This is a genomic window from Streptomyces sp. PTL18, from assembly GCF_059510295.1.
In genome coordinates this window covers 171,808-194,778 of record NZ_JCAJZO010000012.1, presented here as the reverse complement: position 1 = coordinate 194,778, position 22,971 = coordinate 171,808, and the positions used below count along the sequence as shown (strand labels likewise).

At 72.0% G+C, this 22,971-nt stretch carries 20 protein-coding genes; 13 read left to right on the top strand and 7 right to left on the bottom strand.

Annotated elements, in window-relative coordinates; genetic code table 11:
• Positions 1-212: 212 nt before the first annotated feature.
• Positions 213-557, top strand: coding sequence for an SsgA family sporulation/cell division regulator (locus tag AC5WS8_RS23305; protein WP_496105386.1), 345 nt, complete (start codon positions 213-215; stop codon positions 555-557).
• A gap of 31 nt (positions 558-588) precedes the next feature.
• Here AC5WS8_RS23305 and AC5WS8_RS23300 read toward each other — a convergent pair whose 3' ends face one another.
• From AC5WS8_RS23300 to AC5WS8_RS23290, 3 genes are all read right to left on the bottom strand, one after another.
• On the bottom strand, positions 589-2,259 hold the full coding sequence (locus AC5WS8_RS23300) for a penicillin-binding transpeptidase domain-containing protein (protein WP_496105385.1): 1,671 nt from the start codon (positions 2,257-2,259) through the stop codon (positions 589-591).
• A gap of 94 nt (positions 2,260-2,353) precedes the next feature.
• Entirely contained in the window at positions 2,354-3,979 is a 1,626-nt protein-coding gene (locus tag AC5WS8_RS23295; RefSeq protein WP_496105384.1) for a penicillin-binding transpeptidase domain-containing protein, read from the bottom strand.
• A gap of 103 nt (positions 3,980-4,082) precedes the next feature.
• A complete protein-coding gene (locus tag AC5WS8_RS23290) occupies positions 4,083-5,822 on the bottom strand; it encodes a dolichyl-phosphate-mannose--protein mannosyltransferase (RefSeq protein WP_496105383.1) in 1,740 nt (579 codons plus the stop codon).
• A gap of 62 nt (positions 5,823-5,884) precedes the next feature.
• Here AC5WS8_RS23290 and rsmI point away from each other — a divergent pair, with 62 nt between their 5' ends.
• From rsmI to AC5WS8_RS23250, 8 genes are all read left to right on the top strand, one after another.
• A complete protein-coding gene (gene rsmI, locus AC5WS8_RS23285; RefSeq protein WP_496105382.1) occupies positions 5,885-6,760 on the top strand; it encodes a 16S rRNA (cytidine(1402)-2'-O)-methyltransferase in 876 nt (291 codons plus the stop codon).
• Positions 6,761-7,151: 391 nt separating this feature from the next.
• Positions 7,152-7,610 carry a hypothetical protein gene (locus AC5WS8_RS23280; protein ID WP_496105381.1) on the top strand — a complete coding sequence of 153 codons (459 nt, stop codon included), beginning with the start codon at positions 7,152-7,154 and terminating at the stop codon, positions 7,608-7,610.
• A gap of 59 nt (positions 7,611-7,669) precedes the next feature.
• On the top strand, positions 7,670-8,596 hold the full coding sequence (locus AC5WS8_RS23275) for a TatD family hydrolase (RefSeq protein WP_496105380.1): 927 nt from the start codon (positions 7,670-7,672) through the stop codon (positions 8,594-8,596).
• A 130-nt stretch (positions 8,597-8,726) separates the two neighbouring features.
• Positions 8,727-10,196: a resuscitation-promoting factor gene (locus AC5WS8_RS23270; protein WP_496105379.1), complete on the top strand. Its 1,470-nt coding sequence runs from the start codon at positions 8,727-8,729 to the stop codon at positions 10,194-10,196.
• Between the two features lie 47 nt (positions 10,197-10,243).
• Complete coding sequence (gene rsmA / locus AC5WS8_RS23265) at positions 10,244-11,125, top strand: 16S rRNA (adenine(1518)-N(6)/adenine(1519)-N(6))-dimethyltransferase RsmA (RefSeq protein WP_496105378.1); 882 nt, start codon at positions 10,244-10,246, stop codon at positions 11,123-11,125.
• Entirely contained in the window at positions 11,126-12,019 is an 894-nt protein-coding gene (locus AC5WS8_RS23260; protein ID WP_496105377.1) for a 4-(cytidine 5'-diphospho)-2-C-methyl-D-erythritol kinase, read from the top strand.
• A gap of 94 nt (positions 12,020-12,113) precedes the next feature.
• Complete coding sequence (locus AC5WS8_RS23255) at positions 12,114-13,919, top strand: ABC-F family ATP-binding cassette domain-containing protein (RefSeq protein ID WP_496105376.1); 1,806 nt, start codon at positions 12,114-12,116, stop codon at positions 13,917-13,919.
• Positions 13,920-14,489: 570 nt separating this feature from the next.
• Complete coding sequence (locus tag AC5WS8_RS23250; RefSeq protein ID WP_496105375.1) at positions 14,490-15,200, top strand: helix-turn-helix transcriptional regulator; 711 nt, start codon at positions 14,490-14,492, stop codon at positions 15,198-15,200.
• Positions 15,201-15,337: 137 nt separating this feature from the next.
• Here AC5WS8_RS23250 and AC5WS8_RS23245 read toward each other — a convergent pair whose 3' ends face one another.
• Together AC5WS8_RS23245 and AC5WS8_RS23240 are read right to left on the bottom strand one after the other, a co-directional pair.
• Positions 15,338-15,646: a hypothetical protein gene (locus AC5WS8_RS23245; protein WP_496105374.1), complete on the bottom strand. Its 309-nt coding sequence runs from the start codon at positions 15,644-15,646 to the stop codon at positions 15,338-15,340.
• Between the two features lie 20 nt (positions 15,647-15,666).
• Positions 15,667-17,346: a sodium:solute symporter family protein gene (locus tag AC5WS8_RS23240; protein ID WP_496105373.1), complete on the bottom strand. Its 1,680-nt coding sequence runs from the start codon at positions 17,344-17,346 to the stop codon at positions 15,667-15,669.
• Positions 17,347-17,524: 178 nt separating this feature from the next.
• Between AC5WS8_RS23240 and galT the strand changes: the two genes are divergently transcribed.
• From galT to galK, 3 genes are read left to right on the top strand one after another with little or no spacing between them, the layout of a single operon-like run.
• Positions 17,525-18,586 carry a galactose-1-phosphate uridylyltransferase gene (gene galT, locus AC5WS8_RS23235; RefSeq protein WP_496105401.1) on the top strand — a complete coding sequence of 354 codons (1,062 nt, stop codon included), beginning with the start codon at positions 17,525-17,527 and terminating at the stop codon, positions 18,584-18,586.
• Positions 18,583-19,551: a UDP-glucose 4-epimerase GalE gene (gene galE, locus AC5WS8_RS23230; RefSeq protein ID WP_496105372.1), complete on the top strand. Its 969-nt coding sequence runs from the start codon at positions 18,583-18,585 to the stop codon at positions 19,549-19,551. The genes galT and galE overlap by 4 nt, the downstream gene beginning before the upstream one ends.
• A complete protein-coding gene (galK, locus tag AC5WS8_RS23225; RefSeq protein WP_496105371.1) occupies positions 19,552-20,694 on the top strand; it encodes a galactokinase in 1,143 nt (380 codons plus the stop codon).
• A gap of 282 nt (positions 20,695-20,976) precedes the next feature.
• Here galK and AC5WS8_RS23220 read toward each other — a convergent pair whose 3' ends face one another.
• A complete protein-coding gene (locus AC5WS8_RS23220) occupies positions 20,977-21,432 on the bottom strand; it encodes a GNAT family N-acetyltransferase (RefSeq protein WP_496105370.1) in 456 nt (151 codons plus the stop codon).
• Between the two features lie 250 nt (positions 21,433-21,682).
• On the opposite strand from AC5WS8_RS23220, the gene AC5WS8_RS23215 reads away from it, so the two are divergent.
• Entirely contained in the window at positions 21,683-22,450 is a 768-nt protein-coding gene (locus AC5WS8_RS23215) for a LuxR C-terminal-related transcriptional regulator (protein WP_496105369.1), read from the top strand.
• Here the strand turns inward: AC5WS8_RS23215 and tamR are convergent.
• On the bottom strand, positions 22,409-22,906 hold the full coding sequence (tamR, locus tag AC5WS8_RS23210) for a MarR family transcriptional regulator TamR (protein ID WP_496105368.1): 498 nt from the start codon (positions 22,904-22,906) through the stop codon (positions 22,409-22,411). The genes AC5WS8_RS23215 and tamR overlap by 42 nt on opposite strands.
• Positions 22,907-22,971 lie beyond the last annotated feature (65 nt).

The following is a 22,971-nucleotide window of genomic DNA, read 5'->3' as shown; positions in this document are numbered from 1 at the left end:
CTGCTGGGACCTGCTGTGCGAGAGCGTCTTGGTGGTGAAGGAACCCGGTGGCGCGCGGTGCGGCGCGCACGGCGCCCGCGCACTGTGGCAAGCGACACTCGCATCGGAGGCCGGTGGCGCCCATATGTGCCACATTGGCCCATATGTGCCACATTGGATGGGTAGCGGATTCACAGCTTCTGCTTGGGTGACGCAGCGTGAGGAGTGATCCGATGTCCGTGGTGGAACAGTACGCGCGAGCCCATGTCGTCACCGATTCCCCGGAAACCTCTGACGCCGTCCCCGTCGTCCTGCGCTACGACCCGGACGCCGACCCCCGCTCGGTCCGCATCGGCCTGCCCGGCCCCCACGAGTGGGCCTTCTCCCGGGACCTCCTGGAGCAGGGCCTGAGCGCTCCGGCGGGTACGGGCGAGGTCCGCATCTGGCCGTGCGGCCGGGTCCAGGCCGTGATGGAGTTCCACTCGCCGCAGGGCGTGGAAGTGGTGCAGTTCGAGTCGAAGGCCCTGATGCGGTTCCTGCGGCGGACCTACACGGTCGGGGCCGGGCCGGTGCGGTAGCGCGGTCCGCTGCCGGCCGCGGCCCCGGGGGTCAGCTGCCCGCGCGCAGGAGTGCCGCCACGATCGGGCCCGCCGTGTCGCCGCCGTGTCCGCCCGCCTGGACCACGCCCGCGGCGGCCAGGTCGCCCTTGTAGGCCGTGAACCAGCCGTTCGGTTTCTTCTGGCCGTCGACCTCGGCCGAACCCGTCTTCGCGCCGCAGTCCGGGCCCAGGCCCGCCATCGCCTTGGCGGCCGTGCCGTACGCCGCCGTGGCCCGCATGACCTCTTTCAACTCCGACTGGGTCTTCGCGGACATGGTGCGCGGGGCCTTCGCGAGTGTCCGGTCGTCCACCGTCGGGGACACCAGGTAGGGCTGGTGGAAGACGCCGGTCTGCACCGTCGAGGCCACCGACGCCATGTTCAGCGGGTTCATGCGGACCCCGCCCTGTCCGATCAGCGAGGCGCCCATCTGCGCGCCGCTCTGCACCGGGATCGAGCCGTCGAAGGTGGGGACGCCGATGGCCCAGTTGTCCATGCCGAGGCCGTAGACCTGCTGGGCCTCCTCGGTCAGGTCGCTGTTGGACAGCTTCGGCGCGAAGTCGATGAAGGCGTTGTTGCAGGAGGCCGCGAAGCTCTGCTGGAACGAGCCGTGCTTGATCTCGGAGTCGTCGTCGTTGTGGAACGTCCAGCCGGCCAGCTTGTACGTCTTGGGGCACGGATGCGACGCGGCCGGGCTGACGAGCCCCTTCTCGAACAGCATGGTCGACGTGATGATCTTCATCGTCGAGCCGGGGGCCAGCGCACCCTGGAAGGCGACGTTGAAGCCGTGGCCGGTGTTGGCGACGGCGAGGATCTCGCCGGTGGACGGGCGCATGACGACGACCGAGGCGTTCGCCTGCTTGGTGACCTGCTGCTCGGCGACCGCCTGCAGCGTCGGGCTCAGCGTCGTCCTCACCGTGCCCGGCGTGCCCTCGCTCAGCGTCACCAGCGTCTTGTCGGGCGTCTTCTCCTTGCCCTTCGCCGCCGCCCCGCGCACGATCCGCAGCTCGATGCCCGGCTTGCCGCCGGCCTTCTTGCCGTACTTCTCGCGCAGGCCGTCCAGCACCGTGCCCAGCGACGGGTACCTGGCCGCGGTGATCTCGCCCCCGTCGCGGTCCAGCGCCTTGATCGGGGGGGTGCCCGCCTCACCGGTCACCAGGCGGTCGCCGGCGGTCAGGTCCGGGTGCACCACCGACGGCTGCCATCGCACCAGAGCCGCACCGTCGTCGGTCCGCCGCACCACGGTCAGCTTCGAGTCGTACGTGAACGGCTTGCTCTTGCCCTGGTACGACACCGTCGCCTTGACGGAGAACGGGACCGTCGCACCGGTGGGAGTGCCGGGGGTCAGCGTCACGGCCGTGACGTGCGCGTCCTTGCGGTAGCCGGTCAGGGCCGCGGTCGCGGCGGCCGTGTCGTCCGTGACGCCCGCCGCCTTCGCCGTGTCGCCACGCTGCCAGGCCGTGAGGAACGCGGTGGCCGTCGTACGGATCTCGGCGGCGGACGGCGGCCCCAACCTCACCAGCTTCCGGTGGCCCGAGGACGCGTTGCGGTCGTCGGCTGCCGCGCCGCCGCCCAGCAGGCTGTAGGCGCCGACGGCCGCGCCCAGCCCGACGACGGCGATCAGCCCGCCGATCATCAGCGGCCGGCTGTTGTTGCGCCCGGCGACGCGCCTTCTCTTGCCCACAGCTCCCCGTCCTCCGCGGTCCCCAGGTCCCCCAGTGCCCTCACAGTCCTCAACGAGAACAACACCCTAGAGTCCCGCGGTGACACGGGTGACTTCACCCGCCCGTTCGTAGCACAGCTGCGACAATAGGACCGGCCGCGTCGCCGCCGTGCCCGCCCTCCTGGGTCATGGCCGCCGCCGCCATGTCGCCCCGGTAGCCGGTGAACCAGCTGTTGGACTTCGCCTGCCCGTCCACCTCCGCGGAACCGGTCTTCGCGCCGATGTCACCGCCGAGCCCCGCCATCGCCCGCGCGGCGGTGCCCTGGGTCGCCGTCAGCCGCATCATCGCCCGCAGCTGCGCGACGGTGCCCGCCGACAGCCCCTTGGCGGTGGCCAGTTCCCGGTGGTCGAGGTCGGGGGAGACCAGGTACGGCTGCCGGAACGTTCCGGTGATCGCGGTCGCGGTGACCGACGCCATGTTCAGGGGGCTCATCTGGACCTGTCCCTGGCCGATGGCGTTGGCGGCGCGGTCCGGTCCGGGGGAGGCGGGAACGCTGCCGTCGAAGGAGACGATCCCGGTCTTCCAGTTGTTCCGCCCGAGCCCGAACCGCCCCTCGGCCTCGTCGGTCAACGACTCGTCCGTGAGCGGCTTCTCGTCGATCAGCTTGACGAACGCCGTGTTGCACGACCGCATGAAGCTGTTCGCCAAGGTGGCCTTCTCGTTCGGCTCCATGCCCTGCAGGTTGTGGAAGGTCTGGCTCTGCCAGGTGGCCGTCGGGGTGCAGGGCGCAGGGCCGTTCATCGTGGTGACGCCGTTGTCGATCAGCATCGCCGACGTGATGATCTTCATCGTGGAGCCGGGGGCCAGCCGCCCCTCGAACGCCGCGTTGAACTCGTCCCGGCGGTGGTTGGCGACCGCGAGCACCTCACCGGTGCTCGGCTTGAGCGCCACCACCGACGACTCCGCGTAGTTCTGGACGGCCCGCTCGGCGGCGGCCTGCGCGGTGGCGCTGAGTGTGGTGTGCAGCTTGCCGGGCGTGCCCTCGGCGAGCGTCACCAAGGTCCTGCCGGGCGACCCGTCGGCGCGCTGGACGGACAGCTCGATGCCGGGCCTGCCGCCCGCCGCGTCGCCGTACTTGTCGCGCAGGGCGTCCAGGATCGGGACCAGCGACGGGTACCTGTCCTTCGTCAGCACCGTGCCGTCGCGGTCCACCGCCTCGATGGGCGGGGCCTTGGTCTCCCCGGTGACGAGGGTGTCGCCCTTCTGCAGGGCCGGATGGACGACGGACGGCTGCCAGTCGACCAGGGCCCGGCCCGTGGTCACCCCGCGCACGACGGTCAGCCTGCTGTCGTAGGCGAGGGGCTTGGACTTCCCCCCGTAGGACACGGTCGCCTTCACGGAGAACGGCACGGTGCCCCCGCTGGGCGTGCCCGGCGTGATGTGCACCCCGGTGATGTGCGCACCGGAACCGTAGGCGCCCAGCAACTGCGCGGCGGCCTCGGCGTTGTTCGTGTAGGAGGCCGCGGTGGTCGCGTCACCCTTCTCCCAGGAGGCGAAGAACTTGCCGGTCGCCTCCTTGACCTCGTCGGACGACGGCGGCCCGGTCCTCACCTGCGCGGTCCCTCGGGAACCGCCCCCCTCGTCCAGCGCGCTCAGCACGTTGTAGGCGCCGTATCCGGCCCCTCCCACCATCACCGTGAACACTCCGCCCACGATGACGGCCTTGACCCCCTTGCGCATGGCACACAGCCCCCTCCCCGTTGGACCTCGCACTGTAGGCAGGCCGAGGGTCGGTCGGGGGCCGTGTGGTCGTTCGTTGTCGAAGAGTGATCAGAAATCTGACCTAAACCCAAGTATCCAGCCACATCCGTGAACGCCAGGAGTCCATCGGGATGGCCGTGCCCGTGTAGATGGGCCAGAAGTAGATGAAGTTCCAGGCGATCAGCAGGACCAGGACGCCCGCGCCCGCCGCTCCCGCGATCCGGCGGCGTTCGTCCGAGCCGGGTGGGCCGAGGAGGGCGCCGATCATCATGGCGACCGCCAGGCACAGGAAGGGCACGAAGACGACCGCGTAGAAGTAGAAGATCGTGCGCTCCTGGTAAAGGAACCAGGGCAGGTAGCCGGCCGCGACGCCGCACGCGATGGCGCCCGCCCGCCAGTCGCGGCGGAACGCCCAGCGCCACAGCACGTACACGAGCGCGAAGCAGGCCGCCCACCACAGCAGCGGGGTGCCGAGGGCGAGGACCTCGCGGGCGCACTTGCCGCCCGCGTCCGTGGGGCAGCCGGCCTCGCCCGGGTTCGGGGACTCGTAGAAGTACGAGACCGGGCGGCCCACCACGATCCAGCTCCACGGGTTCGACTGGTACGTGTGCGGGGACGTCAGGCCGATGTGGAACAGGTAGACCTCGTGCTCGTAGTGCCACAGGCTGCGCAGCCAGTCGGGCAGGAAGGTCCAGTTGCCGCCCCTGCCGTCGGTGGCCGCCCAGTTGCGGAAGTAGCCGCCGGAGCCGTTGGCCGGGGACAGGATCCAGCCCGTCCAGGAGGCCAGGTACACCGCGAGAGCGACCGGGAACGTCGCCAGGAAGGCCAGGCCCGTGTCCCGCTTGAGGACCGTGACGTACGGGTGGCGGGCGCCCGCCACCCGGCGCGCGCCCACGTCCCACAGCAGCGCCATCACGCAGAACGCGGCCAGGAAGTACAGGCCGTTCCACTTCGCGCTGATCGCGAGGCCGAGCATCAGGCCCGCCAGCCAGCGCCAGGGCCGCCATCCGAGGCGGACGGACTCCGCCGTGGACGCGTCGGGACGCACCCGGCCGTCGGCATCGGCGGGGAGGGCCGCGGCCAGCCTGGCGCGTGCTCTGTCCCGGTCGACGAGCAGGCAGCCGAAGGCCGCGAGCACGAAGAACTCCAGCACGCCGTCCAGCAGCGAGGTGCGGCTCATCACGAACTGCAGCCCGTCCACCGCCAGCAACCCGCCCGCCAGACAGCCCAGGAAGGTGGACCGGAACAGGCGGCGGCCGATACGGCACAGCAGGAGCACGGCCAGCGTGCCGAGCAGGGCCGTCATGAAGCGCCAGCCGAACGGGTCGAACCCGAAGATCAGCTCGCCCAGCCCGATGACGTACTTGCCGACCGGCGGATGCACGACGTAGGCGGCGTCCGTCGGGACCGGCACATGGCCGTGGTGCCGAAGGATCAGGTCGTTGGCGTCCTTGGCCCAGTTCGCCTCGTACCCGTTGTGGACGAGCGCCCACGCGTCCTTGGCGTAGTACGTCTCGTCGAATATCACCGCCCTGGGACTGCCGAGGTTCCAGAACCGCATCAGCCCCGCGATCAGCGTCACGATCAGCGGGCCGCCCCACGCCGACCAGCGCGTGATCCGGTCGGCGACGTCCGGCCGCAGGCCGATCGTCGCCCAGATGCGCGGGCTGGGCCGCGTGTACGGCGGCACAAGCCGGTCGCGGACGTCGCTTCTCGGGCGCGCCACGTAGCCGAAACGGCGCAGACGCTGCTGCCACGACGTCTGCGGGTCCGCGGTGGCCTGGCCCTGCCGGGTGTCCGTGGAGGACGCGGTACTGGTCACCGCGCCATCGTAGGGAACACGTCTGTGTGAGTCCCGTGGACGACGCCTGCGAGGATGGAAACGTGACAGTTGAGCCTGGGACTACCACCGGAACCCTGGTCCTCGCCGGTACCCCCATCGGGGACATCGCGGACGCGCCGCCGCGGCTCGCCGAGGAGCTGGCCACCGCCGATGTGATCGCCGCGGAGGACACGCGCCGGCTGCGCCGGCTCACCCAGGCGCTGGACGTCCAGCCGGCCGGGCGCGTCGTGTCGTACTTCGAGGGCAACGAGTCCGCCCGGACGCCGGAGCTGGTCGAGGCGCTCGCGGGCGGGGCGCGGGTGCTGCTCGTCACCGACGCGGGCATGCCGTCCGTGTCGGATCCGGGCTACCGGCTGGTCGCCGCCGCCGTGGAGAAGGACATCCGCGTCACCGCCGTGCCCGGTCCCTCCGCCGTGCTCACCGCGCTGGCGCTGTCCGGGCTGCCGGTGGACCGGTTCTGCTTCGAGGGGTTCCTGCCGCGCAAGGCGGGCGAGCGGCTCTCAAGGCTGCGGGAGGTCGCCGAGGAGCGGCGCACCCTCGTCTACTTCGAGGCCCCGCACCGGCTCGACGACACGCTCGCCGCGATGGCCGAGGTGTTCGGCAGCGAGCGGCGGGCCGCGGTGTGCCGCGAGCTGACCAAGACGTACGAGGAGGTCAGGCGCGGCCCGCTGGCGGAGCTGGCGGTGTGGGCTGCTGAGGGTGTGCGGGGCGAGATCACCGTCGTGGTGGAGGGCGCCGGGGAGAAGGCTCCCGAGGACCTGGACGCGGCCGAGCTGGTGCGCCGGGTGCGTGTCCGGGAGGAGGCCGGGGAGCGCCGCAAGGAGGCCATCGCGGCGGTCGCGGCGGAGGCGGGCCTGCCGAAGCGGGAGGTCTTCGACGCGGTGGTGGCGGCGAAGAACGCGGACGCGGCGGGCTGAGCCCCGACGCCCCCCCGCCCCGCCCGGTCGGAGGACCGTTCCCGCCCTCGGCGGGGCGCCCCGGTGGTGCCTGCCGCGGTGATCGCCGGCCGCCCCTGTGACGGGGCTCATACCGCCTCTGAGCAGGGCGCATCTCTGCTGAGCACGCGCCCCATAGGGCGGCAAAGGCCTGTCGTCGAAGGCAAAGCCGGAACGGGGTGATCGGGTGATTTTGGCAAGCAAAGTCCAAATCGTCTCAAACACTCGACAGGTGCGCTCCCGCTCCCGCCGGTGAAGGCGTCCACTGGGGGACAGGGACGTACCCGTCCCTCGCCCACCGCGGGACCGCGCGGGGTTCCGGGGGGAAGCCCGTACCGCGGGGGCGCTTGTCCAGCGGACAAGAGGAGCTTGAATGAGTGAGATATCAGGGCGGACCGGCCAGGCCACCGCGGCCGGCCAGGTCACAGGGCAGCCCGACCGCAGCGCGGCGACCGCCGTCGTCCACGAGTCGTATTCCTTCGCGTGCATGCGCTGCGGGCACGGCTGGGAGCAGTCGTACGAGATAGAGCACCACCTCGACGCGGACGGCAACGAGTTCGTGATGTACGTGGCGGACGGCCGCGTCGTCCCGTCGCCGCTGAGCCGCCCGGCCTGCCACAACTGCGACAGCCACGTGGTGCGCATCATGCGTCCGGGCCGGGTGTCCTCCGCGCAGAACTCCCTGCACCGCCACCGGCCCCCGGCCCCGGCGGCCGGCGGCGAGGGCCGTGAGGCGCCGAGCACGCACCCGGAGCAGCAGGACGACGGCCACCACCACTGGCACCTGTCGGACCTGCTCCATCCGTTCCAGAACCACCGCAGGGCGGGCTGACGGCTCCTGCCGCAAGGCGGGCCCTGGGGAAGGCATGCCCCTTTCGTAGGATCGGGGGCATGCCTTCCCGAGCGTCCGACACGTCAGGCACGTCCGACAGGAACGCGCCGCCGCCGCTTCCCGCGCCCCTGGGCGTGCCCGTCGCCGACTCCCACACCCACCTCGACATGCAGTCCGGCACGGTGGCGGAGGCCCTCGCCAAGGCCGCCTCGGTCGGCGTGACCACGGTCGTGCAGGTCGGCTGCGATGTGCGGGGCTCGCGCTGGGCCGCCGAGACGGCCGCCGCTCACGACTCCGTGCACGCGGCCGTGGCCCTGCACCCGAACGAGGCGCCGCGCATCGTGCTCGGTGACCCCGGGAGCACCTCCCGGCCCCCTGGGGCCGGGACAGGCCGGTCCCAGGGCGCCCGGGAGCCGGGTGGGGACGCGGCCCTGGACGAGGCGCTCGCCGAGATCGACCGTCTCGCCGCCCTTCCGCAGGTCAAGGGCGTCGGCGAGACCGGGCTCGACCACTTCCGCACCGGGCCCGAGGGAGAGGCCGCCCAGGAGCGCTCCTTCCGCGCCCACATCGAGATCGCCAAGCGGCACGGCAAGGCGCTGGTGATCCACGACCGTGACGCCCACGCCGACGTGCTGCGCATCCTGAAGGAGGAGGGCGCGCCGGAGCGGACCGTCTTCCACTGCTACTCGGGTGACGCCGAGATGGCCGAGGTCTGTGCGCGGAACGGGTATTTTATGTCGTTCGCCGGCAACGTGACCTTCAAGAACGCCCAGCCGCTGCGCGACGCCCTCGCCGTGGCCCCGCTCGACCTGGTCCTGGTGGAGACCGACGCGCCGTTCCTGACGCCCGCGCCGTACCGCGGACGGCCGAACGCGCCCTACCTCGTTCCGGTCACGGTCCGGGCCATGGCCGCGGTGAAGGGCGTCGAGGAGGACGCGCTGGCGGCGGCCGTCGCGCGCAACACGGCCCGCGCGTTCGGGTACTGACCGGCCCGGCCCGCCGGGGTGTCCGCGGGGACCCGTGTCGCGACACCGAGTGACGACGTTGCTTTGGAGAGTGACGGCCAGCCGCTAGGTTCTGGTCGCCCGTGTCGGAACCTCTCTGGAGCGTGTCGTCGTGAGCAACCGGCAGTACTCGCCGTACGGGGCGTACCAGGACCGTGAGGCCCCCGGTCGCGCCCACCCGGACACGTACCGGCCCGCGTACGAGGCGCGCGCCCGCGTGGCGGCCCGCACCGTGGAGATAACGGTCCGCCCGGCCCGCCGCCGGCCGGAGCCCGCTCCGCGCCCCACGGCGCTCGCCCGGCCGGAGCCCGCCCCGCCAGGTCCGGCAGGGCTCGCCCGGCCGGAGGCCGCCCAAGGTCCCACGGGGCTCGCCCGGCCGGAGCCCGCCCCGCCACGTCCCGCAGGGCTCACCCGGCCGGAGCCCGCCCCGCGGCGCGCAGGGCGCGCCCAGGCCCGGCACGCGGCGCGCCGCAGGAAGGGCGGCACACGCCCCGGCTCCGTACGCCGCCTGATTCCGCAGGCGCTCGTCGTCGCGTTCCTGGCCGGCGGCACCACCGCCTTCGTCGCGAACGACAAGGCGGTCGAGCTGACCGTGGACGGCCGCACCCGCACGCTGCACACCTTCGCCGCCGACGTCGGCGAACTGCTCGCCCAGGAGGGCGTGAAGGTGGGCGAGCACGACCTCGTCGCCCCGGCACCCGGAACACCGCTCACGAGCGGCGGCGAGGTCGCGGTGCGCCACGGCCACCCCGTGCGGCTCGTCATCGACGGCATCCGGCGGGAGGTGTGGACGACGGCGCCCACGGTGGAGGCAGCGCTGCAGCAGTTCGGAGTGCGCCCGGAGGGCGCCTACGTGTCGACCTCGCGTTCCGGGGGGATCAACCGCGACGGACTCGAGGTGGACGTCCGTACCGAGCGCACGGTGACGGTGCTCGCGGACGGGAAGGCCCGTACCATCCGGACCAACGCGGCGACCGTCCGGGAGGCCGTCGCCCAGGCCGGGGTCGTGCTCTACCGGCAGGACACGACGTCCGTGGCCCCGGACAGCTTCCCGCTGGACGGGCAGACGGTGACCGTGCTGCGGGTGACCGGCTCCCGGGAGGTCCGCGAGGAGCCGATCCCGTTCGCCGTGCGGCGCACCAAGGACCCGAACCTGCTCAAGGGAACGGAGGTGGTCGTGCGGCCCGGGCAGCCGGGCGCGCGCCGGGTCGTCTACGCCCTGCGCACCGTCAACGGCGTGCGGGAGAGACCGCGGCGGATCAGGGTGGAGGTGGTGCGGGAGCCGCAGACCCAGCTCGTGCGGATCGGCACCAAGACGCGCCCGAACCTGGTGGCCGGCGCGGAGCACCTGAACTGGCAGGGGCTCGCGGTCTGCGAGTCCGGCGGCCGGGCCCGCGCGGTGGACCCGTCGGGCACGTACGGCGGCCTCTACCAGTTCGACCGGCGCACCTGGCGCAGCCTCGGCGGCTCCGGCCGGCCGCAGGACGCCCCGGCCGCGGAGCAGACGTACCGGGCCAAGAAGCTCTACGCACGCCAGGGGACCAGCCCGTGGCCGCACTGCGGGTCACGGCTGTACCGGTGACGGTGCCACCGGCCGGGGGACCGGGCACCGCCCCGTAGGCTTGCCCCGTGAGCAGCCCCACCCCCGACGCCCTGCTGGGCCCCGCCGACGTCCGTGAGCTGGCGGCGGCCCTCGGCGTACGCCCCACCAAACAGCGCGGCCAGAACTTCGTCATCGACGCCAACACCGTGCGGCGCATCGTACGCACCGCCGGGGTACGGCCAGAGGACGTCGTCGTGGAGGTGGGCCCCGGGCTCGGCTCGCTGACGCTGGCGCTCCTCGAGGCCGCCGAGCGCGTCACCGCCGTGGAGATCGACGACGTGCTGGCGGCGGCGCTGCCCGCCACCGTCGCCGCGCGCACGCCGGAGCGCGCCGAACGGTTCGCGCTGGTGCACTCCGACGCGCTGCACGTCCGCGAGCTGCCGGGTCCCGCGCCCACCGCGCTGGTCGCCAACCTGCCCTACAACGTCGCCGTCCCCGTCCTGCTGCACATGCTCGACACCTTCCCGAGCATCGAGCGGACGCTGGTGATGGTGCAGTCCGAGGTCGCCGACCGGCTCGCCGCCGCACCCGGGTCGAAGGTGTACGGGGTGCCGTCCGTGAAGGCCAACTGGTACGCCGAGGTCAGGCGTGCCGGGGCCATCGGGCGCAATGTCTTCTGGCCCGCGCCCAACGTCGACAGCGGACTGGTGTCGCTGGTGCGGCGCGCCGAGCCGGTCAGGACCGCCGCGTCGAAGGAGGAGGTGTTCGCCGTCGTGGACGCGGCGTTCGCCCAGCGGCGCAAGACGCTGCGGGCCGCGCTCGCCGGATGGGCGGGGTCGGCGGCGGCGGCCGAGGCCGCGCTGGTGGCCGCCGGCATCTCACCGCAGGCGCGCGGCGAGTCGCTGACCGTGGAGGAGTTCGCGCGTATCGCGGAGGCGGCGAAGGATGCGACAGGGGAGTCCGAGTAAGTGAGCGTGACCGTACGCGTCCCGGCCAAGGTCAATGTGCAGCTGGCGGTGGGCGGCGTTCGCCCCGACGGCTTCCACGACCTGGCGAACGTCTTCCTGGCCGTCGGCCTGTACGACGAGATCACCGTGACCCCGGCCGACGAACTGCGCGTCACCTGCTCGGGGCCGTACGCGGAGCAGGTGCCGCTGGACCGCACGAACCTGGCGGCGCGGGCGGCGCTGACGCTCGCGGAACGCCGCGGGCTGGATCCCGCCGTGCACCTCCACATCGCCAAGGACATCCCGGTCGCCGGGGGCATGGCGGGCGGCAGCGCGGACGGGGCGGGCGCGCTGGTGGCGTGCGACGCGCTGTGGGGCACGGGCGCCCCACGCGAGGAACTGCTGGGGATCTGCGCCGAGTTGGGCAGCGACGTGCCGTTCAGTCTGGTGGGCGGGGCGGCGCTGGGCACCGGGCGGGGGGAGAGGCTGACGGCGCTGGAGGTCGGGGGTGCGTTCCACTGGGTGTTCGCGACGGCCGGACGGGGCCTGTCCACCCCGGCGGTCTTCCGGGAGTTCGACCGCCTGAACGAAGGCGTGCGGATCCCCGAGCCCGTCGCGTCCCAGGACCTGCTGGAGGCGCTGGCGAAGGGGGACGCGGCCGCGCTGGCGGCGACGGTGTCGAACGATCTGCAGCCGGCGGCGCTGTCCCTGTTCCCGGAGCTGGCGGACACGCTGGCGGCGGGGTGCGCGGCGGGGGCGCTGGCGGGGCTGGTGTCGGGGTCGGGGCCCACGACGGCGTTCCTCGCGCGGGACGCGGTCGCGGCGGAGGAGATCGCGGGGGCGCTGGTGGCGTCGGGGACGTGTGCTTCGGCACGGGTGGCGGTGTCTCCCGCGCCGGGTGCGACGGCGGTCTGAGCGCACTCCGGAAGAGTGACGATCACCGCGCGCCCCGCCCCTCCGCCGGAGGCCCTACGCTTGAAGGCTGATCGATCCCCGCGTCAGGAGTGAAATGGCCGTCAACCTGGTCAATGTCGAGAACGTCAGCAAGGTGTACGGCACCCGTGCCCTGCTCGACGGCGTCTCGCTCGGCTTGTCCGAGGGAGACCGGATCGGGGTCGTCGGGCGCAACGGCGACGGCAAGACCACCCTGATCCGGATGCTCGCCAAGCTGGAGGAGGCCGACACCGGCCGTGTCACGCACTCCGGCGGGCTCCGCCTCGGCGTGCTCACGCAGCACGACTCCCTCGACCCGGCCGCCACCGTCCGCCACGAGGTCATCCGGGACATGGCCGACCACGAGTGGGCGGGCAACGCCAAGATCCGCGACGTGCTCACCGGCCTCTTCGGCGGACTCGACCTGCCCGGCTTCCCGCAGGGGCTCGACACCGTCATCGGCCCCCTCTCCGGCGGCGAGCGGCGCCGTATCGCGCTCGCCAAGCTGCTGATCGCCGAGCAGGACCTGATCGTCCTCGACGAGCCCACCAACCACCTCGACGTCGAGGGCATCGCCTGGCTCGCGCAGCACCTGCGCGAGCGCCGCTCCGCGCTGGTGTGCGTCACCCACGACCGCTGGTTCCTCGACCAGGTGTGCACCCGCATGTGGGACGTGCAGCGGGGCACGGTCCACGAGTACGAGGGCGGCTACTCCGACTACGTCTTCGCCCGCGCCGAGCGCGAGCGCATCGCCGCCTCCGAGGAGGCCAAGCGGCAGAACCTGATCAGGAAGGAGCTGGCGTGGCTGCGGCGCGGCGCCCCCGCCCGCACCTCCAAGCCCCGCTTCCGCGTCGAGGCCGCCAACGAACTGATCCAGGACGTGCCGCCGCCCCGCGACAGCAGCGAGCTGATGAAGTTCGCGTCGTCGCGCCTCGGCAGGACCGTCTTCGACCTCGAGGACGTCACCGTCCAGGCCGGCCCGAAGGTGCTGCTCAAGCACGTCACCTGGCAGCTCGGCCCCGGCGACCGCATCGGCCTCGTCGGCGTGAACGGCGCCGGCAAGACCTCCCTGCTGCGTGCCATGGCGGACGCCGCGCGCAGCGAGGGCGAGCAGCAGCCGGCGGGCGGCCGGATCGCCGTCGGCAGGACCGTCAAGCTCGCCTACCTCTCCCAGGAGGTCGCCGAGCTCGACCCGACCTGGCGGGTCCTCGAAGCCGTGCAGCGGGTCCGGGAGCGCGTCGACCTCGGCAAGGGGCGCGAGATGACCGCCGGGCAGCTGTGCGAGACGTTCGGCTTCACCAAGGAGAAGCAGTGGACGCCGGTCGGCGACCTGTCCGGTGGTGAGCGGCGGCGGCTGCAGCTGCTGCGCCTGCTCATGGACGAGCCCAACGTCCTCTTCCTCGACGAGCCCACCAACGACCTCGACATCGAGACCCTCACCCAGCTCGAGGACCTGCTCGACGGCTGGCCGGGCTCGATGGTCGTGATCTCCCACGACCGCTTCTTCGTCGAGCGCACCACCGACAAGGTCTACGCCCTCCTCGGCGACGCCACGCTGCGGATGCTGCCCCGCGGCATCGACGAGTACCTGGAGCGGCGCCACCGTATGGAGGAGGCCGCCGCGGCGGCCGCCGGTCCCGCACCCGCGGCGGCCGGCCCCACCGCGTCCGCGGCCGACGCCCGCGCCGCGAAGAAGGAGCTCCAGCGCATCGAGCGCCAGTTGGACAAGATCACCGAGCGGGAGGGCAAGCTGCACCAGCAGATCGCCGAGAACGCCACGGACTTCGCGAAGGTGGCCGGACTCGACGCCGAACTGCGGGAGTTGGCGGACCGGCGCGAGGAGCTGGAACTGCGCTGGCTCGAACTCGCCGAGGACGCCTAGGGGACGCCTAGGGGTCGGCGGACGCGGAAGTGCGCCGCGGGCGGCGTGTGTAGGCGCGTAAGGGCGCGTGACGAGGGCATCACGGGCCGGTCCTCCTTGGGAACAGGGGCAGGACCGGCCCCTTTTGCCGACGGTCCCCCGTGATGGAAAGGCCGTCCGAGAACGGCCCGGGACGTGCTGGGCGCGATCATGAGCATGGTCCCGAGGATGTCCGAACCGCCGTACACCGACGGCCGGCTGTTTCTCGGCAAGGACCTGGTCGGCGCACCGGTCACGGCGGACCGGAAGACGTACACCGCGCTCGGCTGCGGTGCGAAGTAGTGCGTACGCGGCGCGCGGCGAAGGCCTCGCTCCTGTTCGGGGCGGGGCCTTTCACGTACCCGGCATCAGCGCCATGGGGCGGGATTTCGGGGTTCCGGGGCACTTCTGCCCGGTAGGGGAAGCGCAACGTCGAACAAGCGTGTAGCTTCCGGGGGCATGAAGGACGGCGCGTGCGCCGGGGGGCTTCTGTCCATGCGGGCGAGTGGGCATCCATAGTGGGCATCCATGGGGGGGACTGGGGGTTGCTCGATGGGAGTGCGGCTCATGGTGGTCGACGACCACCGACTGCTCGCCGAGGCGCTGGCCTCGGCTCTGAAGCTGAGGGGGCACCGGGTGCTCGCCGCGGCGGCGCCCGCCGCGGGGGCGGCGGACCTGGTGATCAGCAGGGCGCCCGAGGTGTGTCTGCTGGGCACGGCGGCGCCCGCGGAGCCGGGTGCCTTCGACCCGGTGGTGCGCATCAAGCGGGAGCGCCCGCAGGTGGCGGTGCTGGTCCTCGGCCCGGTGCCCAGCCCGCGTGGGATAGCGGCCGCGTTCGCCGCCGGCGCTTCGGGCTACGTACGCCACGACGAGCGCATCGAGGGCGTCGAGCGGGCCATCATGAAGGCGCGGGCGGGTGAGGCGGCCGTGGCGCCGCAGCTGTTGCAGGGCGCTTTCAACGAACTGCTCCACCCGGCCGCGCAGCCGGACGACGAGGGCCAGCGGCTGTTGCAGATGCTGACCCCGAGAGAGGTCGAGGTCCTGGTGCGGGTGGCCGACGGCGAGGACACCCGCCTGATCGCGGCGGGCATGGGCATCGCCCCGTCCACGGCCCGCACCCACGTCCAGCGCGTCCTGATGAAACTGGGCGTGGGCTCCCGCCTGGAGGCGGCGGCGCTGGCCGCGCGGACGGGGCTGCTGGACCGGGCGGGGCCCGTCAGACCCGGGAGCGAGCAGCCGGGGGTGGATGAACGCCCGGCGTAGCCGCGGGCAGGCGTGTCCCCGGAGCCTCGACGGCCTCGACGGGTCTGGGGGAGGCCCGGGTACCCCCTGCTCGAAGAGCTTGGTGGAGGCACCCCCGGCAGCGCCGGGCCACGCGGCACACCCGGCCCAGCCGGGCGTTACTCCGGTCCTTCCTCCGCGGCCGCGTCAGCGGCCGGAGGAGCTATCGGCCTCAGCTTCAGCCACAGCAGGAACAGCAGCCCCAGGATCAGCATCCCGAGGCCCGTCCACAGGTTGATGTTGACGCCCTCCGCCTTGCGGATCGCCGCGTCGGAGGCCGTGAAGCCCGCGATCGTCACGATGACGCCGTACAGGACGAACAGGCCACCGATGATGCGGCGCAGGTCGAAGATGCGCGCCGCCGTCGCGGACTTTCCTTCCAGCTCGGTGACCTGGCGCTGGAGGTCGTGCTCGGAGTACTCGGACATGGTCGGTCAATCCTCCGCGGTCAGAGCGAGAACGGGATGTAGCAGGCGGCGGCGAGGACGACCGCGCCCCAGCCGAGCAGGGCGGGCCTGCGGTACCAGGCGTCGTCGCCCGCGGAGGGCGGCTCCGCCGTGCCCGGCGACCGGGTGCCGTAGACGAGGCCCTGGAGCTGGTCTTCCGGCTTGGGCCTGGTGAACGACGTGACCGCGACCATCACCACCGCGCCGGCCACGAAACCGGCGATCGCGGAGACGAAGTTGGCGCCCTGGTCGGAGGGGATGGAGATGATGCCGTGCTTGTAGATGACGAAGTAGTTCACCATCGCGGTCACCGTGCCGGCGAGCAGGCCCCAGAAGCCGGACTTCGCGGACGCGCGCTTCCAGAACATGCCGACGATGAACACCACGAACATCGGCACGTTGAAGAAGGAGAACAGCGTCTGCAGGTAGCTCATGATGTTCGAGAACGACGAGGCCAGGAACGCCGTGCCGATCGACGCCAGCACGCCGATGGCCGTGATGAGGCGGCCGAAGCGGACGTAGTACGCGTCCTCGCGGTCCTTGACGAGGTACCGCGCCCAGATGTCGTTGGTGAAGACCGTGTTGAAGGACGACACGTTGGCCGCCATGCCCGCCATGAAGGCGGCCAGCAGACCGGTCACCGCGATGCCGAGGACGCCGTTGGGCAGCAGCTCCTGCATCAGGTACGGGATCGCGTCGTTGTACTGCAGGGACGAGCCGGGCGTGCCGATCTTCGGGACGAGGACGGCGGCCACCAGGCCCGGGATCATCACCAGGAACACGATGAAGACCTTCGGGAACGCGGCGATCAGCGGGGTGCGCTGGGCCGCGGAGAGGTTCTTCGCGGACAGGGCGCGCTGCACCTCGGCGAAGTTGGTGGTCCAGTAGCCGAAGGACAGCACGAAGCCGAGGCCGAGGACGATGGTCAGCCAGTTGGCACCCAGCGGGTTGGCGTGCCCGATCCCGGTGCCGCCCCAGGCGGTGACGAAGTCGTGGCCGTGGGTCCTGGTGAGCTTGTCGGTCAGGCCGCCCCAGCCGCCGACCTTCCTCAGGCCGAGCACGGTGATCGGGATGAGGGCCGCGAGGATCACGAAGAACTGCAGCACCTCGTTGTAGATGGCCGACGACAGGCCGCCGAGGGTGATGTAGGCGAGCACGAAGAAGCCGGCGACCACGATCGCCACCCACTGCGGCCAGCCCAGGAGCGCCTCCACGACGATCGCGAGGGCGTAGAGGTTCACGCCCGCGATGAGGATCGCGGCGAACGCGAACAGGATCGAGCTCAGCAGGTGCGCTCCCTTGTCGAAGCGCAGCAGCAGGAACTCGGGCACCGAGCGGACCTTGGAGCCGTAGTAGAACGGCATCATCACCAGGCCCAGGAAGACCATGGCCGGGATGGCGCCGATCCAGTACCAGTGCACGGTGTAGGCGCCGTACTGGGCGCTGTTGGCGGCCATGCCGAGGATCTCGGTGGCGGCCAGGTTGGCCGAGATGAACGCGAGGCCGGTGATCCAGGCGGGCAGCGAGCGCCCGGACAGGAAGAAGTCGAGGCTGGTCTTCACCGAGCGGCGGGCCGCGAAGCCGATGCCGAGGACGACGGCGAAGTAGATCCCGAGGATCGCGTAGTCCAGTCCGTTCGTGGGGAGTCGGAGCCCGGCTGCCAGATATGTGGGGGTGTGCATGAGCGCTCGCTCTTCGTTGCGTGAACCAATCAGTCCGGAACCTACGCTCCCGTGTTCGATATTTGAACACTTCTGATGATGAGCTTTGTTGGATTGTGACGTTGACGGTGGTGGTGATTTGTGTTTTGGTGTGTTGAGTTATGTTTGGAGGGTGAGTGGCTCGAATGAGGAGTCGAACGTGAAGAAGACCTCGACCCGGCTGGCCGACGGTCGTGAACTCATCTACTACGACCTGCGCGACGACGTCGTGCGGGACGCGGTGGACCGCCGGCCGCTCGAGCGGACCGTCACGACCTCCCAGATCCGCCAGGACGTGCTGCTCGGTGACTCGGTCGCCATCGCCTCGCACCGGCAGGGCCGCACCTACCACCCGCCCGCGGACGAGTGCCCGCTGTGCCCCTCGCAGGACGGCAGGCTGAGCGAGATCCCCGACTCGTCGTACGACGTCGTCGTCTTCGAGAACCGCTTCCCCTCGCTCGCCGGCGACTCCGGCCGCTGTGAGGTCGTCTGCTTCACCTCCGACCACAACGCCTCCTTCGCCGACCTGACCGAGGAGCAGGCGGGCCTGGTCCTGGACGCCTGGACGGACCGCACCGCCGAGCTGTCCCACCTGCCGGCCGTCGAGCAGGTCTTCTGCTTCGAGAACCGTGGCGCGGAGATCGGCGTGACCCTCGCTCACCCGCACGGGCAGATCTACGCGTACCCCTTCACCACCCCCCGCACCGCCCTGATGCTCCGTTCGCTGGCCGCCCACAAGGAGGCGACCGGCGGGGAGAACCTGTTCGACGCGGTCCTCCAGCGTGAGCTCGCCGGCGAGCGGATCGTCCTGCAGAGCGACCACTGGGTGGCGTTCGTGCCGTACGCCGCGCACTGGCCCTACGAGGTCCACCTCCACCCCCGCCGCCGCGTCCCCGACCTGCTGGCGCTCGACGAGGCGGCACGCACCGAGTTTCCCAAGGTCTACCTGGAACTCCTGAAGCGCTTCGACCGGATCTTCGGCGAGGGCGAGCCTCCGACGCCGTACATCGCCGCCTGGCACCAGGCGCCGTTCGGCACACTGGACGCGTTCGACGGCGTGAACAGGGACGACTTCGCGCTCCACCTCGAGCTTTTCACCATTCGCCGCACTTCCGGCAAGCTGAAGTTCCTCGCGGGCTCCGAGTCCGGCATGAACGTGTTCATCAACGACGTGCCGCCGGAGGCCGCCGCCCAGCGACTGCGAGAGGTAGCGAGTTCATGAGCGGGAAGTACCTGGTCACCGGCGGTGCGGGCTATGTGGGCAGCGTGGTCGCACAGCACCTGCTCGAGGCCGGCCACGAGGTCGTCGTCCTCGACAACCTCTCCACCGGCTTCCGCGAGGGCGTGCCGGCCGGTGCCACCTTCATCGAGGGCGACATCCGCGACGCCGCCAAGTGGCTGGACGCCTCCTTCGGCGCGGTCCTGCACTTCGCCGCGTTCTCGCAGGTCGGCGAGTCGGTCGTGCGGCCGGAGAAGTACTGGGACAACAACGTCGGCGGCACCATGGCCCTGCTCGGCGCCATGCGGGAGGCCGGCGTGCGCAAGCTCGTCTTCTCCTCCACCGCCGCCACCTACGGCGAACCGGCGGGCACCCCGATCACCGAGACCGACCCGACCGCGCCGACCTCCCCCTACGGCGCCTCCAAGCTTGCCGTCGACCACATGATCACCGGTGAGGCGGCCGCGCACGGGCTGGGCGCCGTCTCCCTGCGCTACTTCAACGTCGCCGGCGCCTACGGCGCCCACGGCGAGCGCCACGATCCCGAGTCCCACCTCATCCCGCTCGTCCTCCAGGTCGCGCAGGGCAGGCGCGAGGTCGTCTCGATCTTCGGCGACGACTACCCGACGCCGGACGGCACCTGCATCCGCGACTACATCCACGTCGCCGACCTGGCCGAGGCGCACCTGCTCGCGCTGGACGCCGCCACGCCCGGCGAGCACCTGATCTGCAACCTCGGCAACGGCAACGGCTTCTCGGTGCGCGAGGTCATCGAGACGGTGCGCCGGGTCACCGGGCACCCGATCCCCGAGATCGTGGCCCCGCGCCGGGGCGGCGACCCGGCGGTCCTGGTCGCCTCCGCGGCCACGGCCCGGGAGAGGCTCGGCTGGAACCCGTCCCGCGCGGACCTCGCGGGGATCGTCGCGGACGCGTGGCAGTTCGCACAGAACATCGCGAAGGAGCAGTAGGTGGGCGTACGCGAGGGCTTCGGGACGATCTACGGGGCGGCTCCCGAAGGCGTCTGGGCGGCACCGGGCCGGGTCAACCTGATCGGCGAGTACACGGACTTCAACGAGGGCTTCGTGATGCCGCTCGCGCTGCCGCACACGGCGATCGCGGCGGTCTCCCGGCGCACCGACGGCGTGCTGCGGCTGCACTCGGCGGACATCGAGGGCCCGGTCGTCGAACTGAGCGTCGACGACCTCGAGCCGCGGGCCAACACCAGCTGGGCCGCGTACCCGGCGGGGGTCGTCTGGGTGCTGCGCGAGGCCGGCCACCCGATCACCGGCGCGGACGTCCACCTGTCCTCGACGGTGCCGACCGGCGCGGGCCTGTCCTCCTCGGCGGCGCTCGAGGTGGTCGTCGCCCTCGCGCTCAACGACCTGTACGGGCTCGGTCTCACCGGCCCGGAGCTGGCCAGGATCGCCCAGCGCGCCGAGAACGACTTCGTGGGCGTGCCCTGCGGAGTCATGGACCAGATGGCGTCGGCGTGTGCCACGGACGGCCACGCGCTGCACCTGGACTGCCGTGACCTGTCCCTCCGTCAGATCCCCTTCGACCTGGCCTCCCAGGGCCTGACGCTGCTGGTCGTCGACACCCGCGTGAAGCACGCGCTGGGCGACGGGGCGTACGCCGAGCGGCGCGAGGGTTGCGAGGAGGGCGCACGGCAGCTCGGAGTCTCGCATCTGCGGGACGTGGTGTACGAGGAGCTGGACTCCGCGCTCGCGCGCCTGTCGGACGAGCGGGTGCGCCGCTATGTGCGGCACGTCGTCTCGGACGACCACCGGGTGGAGAAGGTCGTCCGGCTGCTGGACGCGGGCGAGGTCCGGGCGATCGGCCCCGTGCTGACCGAGGGCCATGTCTCCCTCCGCGACGACCTGCGGATCTCCTGTCCGGAGCTGGACCTGGTGGTGGACACGGCGAACGCCGCGGGCGCGCTGGGGGCCCGGATGACGGGCGGCGGTTTCGGCGGCTCGGCGATCGTCCTGGTGGAGGCGCCGGACACGGACACGGTCAGCAAGGCGATCGAGGAGGCGTTCGCCGCCTCCGGATTCACGGCACCTCGGGTGTTCCCGGCGGTGCCATCGGCCGGAGCACGCCGGCTGAGCTGACCCTTCAACGGGCGGCGGCTCGGAACTCGCCGCCGCCCGCGAAGCGGACGGGCGCGACACGAGCGCGATGCGGATCGGACCGGGCTCGGGCGGCGGGGCGTCGTAGACATGCGTGACGGTGAGGGCCGGGCAGGTGTCGTGCCCTCGAGACGGCTCGTGCGGGTCTTCATGCCGCGGGCGGCACCCCGGGCAGGCCGGCCGAGCGTCGGCGCCCTCTCCAGCTCGGCGCGGGGCGCCTCGACGGCTTCGAGGCTCCTGAACCCGACGCGATGTGCCGCACGGTCAGCCGAGCCGCTTCGTCAGCGTGAACTCCGTGACCCCCGGCGGATAGTCGGGGATCACGCCCACCACCTCGTACCCCTGCTTCCGGTAGAACTCCGGGGCCTGGAAGTCCCACGTCTCCAGGCGGCACGCCGTGCAGCCCCGGTCCTCCCGGGCCGTCCGCTCCGCCTGGGCCAGCAGACACGTGCCGAGGCCCGCGCCGCGGTGCCGGTCGTCCACCCACAGGTACGCGACGTGCAGCCACGTCGTCCAGGTGTGCCCGACCAGCCCGCCCGCCAGGTCCCCCGCCGCGTCCACCGCCCACACATGGAGCGGGACATCGCGCTCCGCCGGGGTTCCGCGCAGGGCGCGCAGCACCGGGGAGGCCGCCGTGTTCGTCTCGCGCAGCCGAGCCCGGAGCTGATTGCGCCGCTCCTTGTCGACTTCTGTCTCGATACGAAACATGCGCCTCACCATAAACGCGTCGGCCGACCAGTTCTGCAAATGCCCTTCCGCTTCAGGCCGGCAGCCCTACCCTGTGAACAGCACCGGTGGGGGCCGGTGCTGATCAGGGGGCGAGACAGCCGGGTACGGCGCCCTGGGTGGGGGTAGCAGTTCCAGCACGGCGGCGGCCGTGCCGCTGCGTTACCCGTCCCAGTCGAAAATCCGGGGAGCGCTCCGGGCGCCGTATCCGCGCCGGGCCGTCCCCCGAACAGTGGGGGTATCAGTGGTTCGCATCCGAGTTCTGGTCGTCGACGATCACCGTATCTTCGCCGAGTCGCTCGCCGCCGCCCTGGCGGCCGAACCGGACGTCGACGTGTCCGCGGCCGGCAGCGGCCCGGCCGCGATGCGGTGCCTGGAGCGGGCGGCCGCGGAGGGCCGCAGATTCGACGTGATGCTCGTCGACGCGGACCTCGGGGGCATCGTCCCCGGCTCACGCCCGGCGGTCCCCGTCCAGGAGGGCGACGAGGACGGGCTCGTCGACGGGCTCTCCCTCGTCGCCGGGGTCCGCTCCGGCCAGCCGAACGTGCGGACCGTCGTCCTGGCCGAGAAGGACGACCCGCGCCGCGCCGCCCTCGCCCTGCAGGCCGGCGCCTCCGGCTGGGTCGCCAAGGACTGCTCGCTGCAGCGGCTGCTCACCGTCATCAGGGGCGTCCTGCGGGACGAGACGCACCTGCCGCCCGCCCTGCTCACCGGGGTGCTGCGGGAGCTGACCGCGACCCGCAAGCACCGCACCGAGAGCGAGCGGCTGGTGGAGTCCCTCACACCCCGGGAGCGGGAGGTGCTGCGGTGCATGGTCGCCGGACTCGGCCGCAAGGCCGTCGCGGAGCGGCTGTTCCTGTCCCCGCACACCGTCCGCACGCATATGCAGAACGTGCTGGGGAAGCTGGGCGTCCACTCCACCCTCGCCGCCGTCGCCCTCGCCCGCCGGGCCGGGGTCGGACCGGTGGACCTAGCCGGGGATGTTGTCGAACGGGGCGGTCAGCTGGCGTAGCAGGGCGGCCAGCTCACCGCGCTGCGCCGAGCTCAGCTCGGAGAGGATCGCGCGCTCCTGGTCGAGGAGCCCGGCAAGGGCCTGGTCGGCCCGGTCCCGGCCCTCGGCCGTGAGCCGCACCAGCACGCCCCGGCGGTCGCTCGGGTCCGGGAGCCGCTCGACCAGGCCCTTCTTGGCCAGGCGGTCGATGCGGTTGGTCATCGTGCCGGAGGTGACCAGCGTCTGGGTGAGCAGCTGCCCGGGGGAGAGCTGATAGGGGCTGCCGGCCCGGCGGAGCGCGGTGAGGACGTCGAACTCCCAGGGCTCCAGGCCGTGCTCCGAGAACGCCAGGCGGCGCGCGCGGTCCAGGTGCCGGGCCAGTCTGCTGACCCGGCTGAGCACCTCGAGCGGTTCCACGTCGAGGTCCGGGCGTTCCCTGCGCCACGCCGCGACCAACCGATCGACCTCGTCCTCCATGCGATCAAGTGTAGTGGTTGTGTCGACGTGAAGTCTCTTGATGTCGAATATCTTGACATCGAGAT

Bases quoted from the DNA above. Each gene is read 5' to 3' on its own strand.
- AC5WS8_RS23305 (WP_496105386.1), top strand. From the start codon at position 213: ATGTCCGTGGTGGAACAGTACGCGCGAGCCCATGTCGTCACCGATTCC.
- AC5WS8_RS23295 (WP_496105384.1), bottom strand. From the start codon at position 3,979: ATGCGCAAGGGGGTCAAGGCCGTCATCGTGGGCGGAGTGTTCACGGTG.
- AC5WS8_RS23280 (WP_496105381.1), top strand. From the start codon at position 7,152: ATGAGTGAGATATCAGGGCGGACCGGCCAGGCCACCGCGGCCGGCCAG.
- AC5WS8_RS23275 (WP_496105380.1), top strand. From the start codon at position 7,670: ATGCCTTCCCGAGCGTCCGACACGTCAGGCACGTCCGACAGGAACGCG.
- AC5WS8_RS23255 (WP_496105376.1), top strand. From the start codon at position 12,114: ATGGCCGTCAACCTGGTCAATGTCGAGAACGTCAGCAAGGTGTACGGC.
- AC5WS8_RS23250 (WP_496105375.1), top strand. From the start codon at position 14,490: ATGGGAGTGCGGCTCATGGTGGTCGACGACCACCGACTGCTCGCCGAG.
- AC5WS8_RS23245 (WP_496105374.1), bottom strand. From the start codon at position 15,646: ATGTCCGAGTACTCCGAGCACGACCTCCAGCGCCAGGTCACCGAGCTG.
- AC5WS8_RS23240 (WP_496105373.1), bottom strand. From the start codon at position 17,346: ATGCACACCCCCACATATCTGGCAGCCGGGCTCCGACTCCCCACGAAC.
- galE (WP_496105372.1), top strand. From the start codon at position 18,583: ATGAGCGGGAAGTACCTGGTCACCGGCGGTGCGGGCTATGTGGGCAGC.
- AC5WS8_RS23220 (WP_496105370.1), bottom strand. From the start codon at position 21,432: ATGGTGAGGCGCATGTTTCGTATCGAGACAGAAGTCGACAAGGAGCGG.
- tamR (WP_496105368.1), bottom strand. From the start codon at position 22,906: ATGGAGGACGAGGTCGATCGGTTGGTCGCGGCGTGGCGCAGGGAACGC.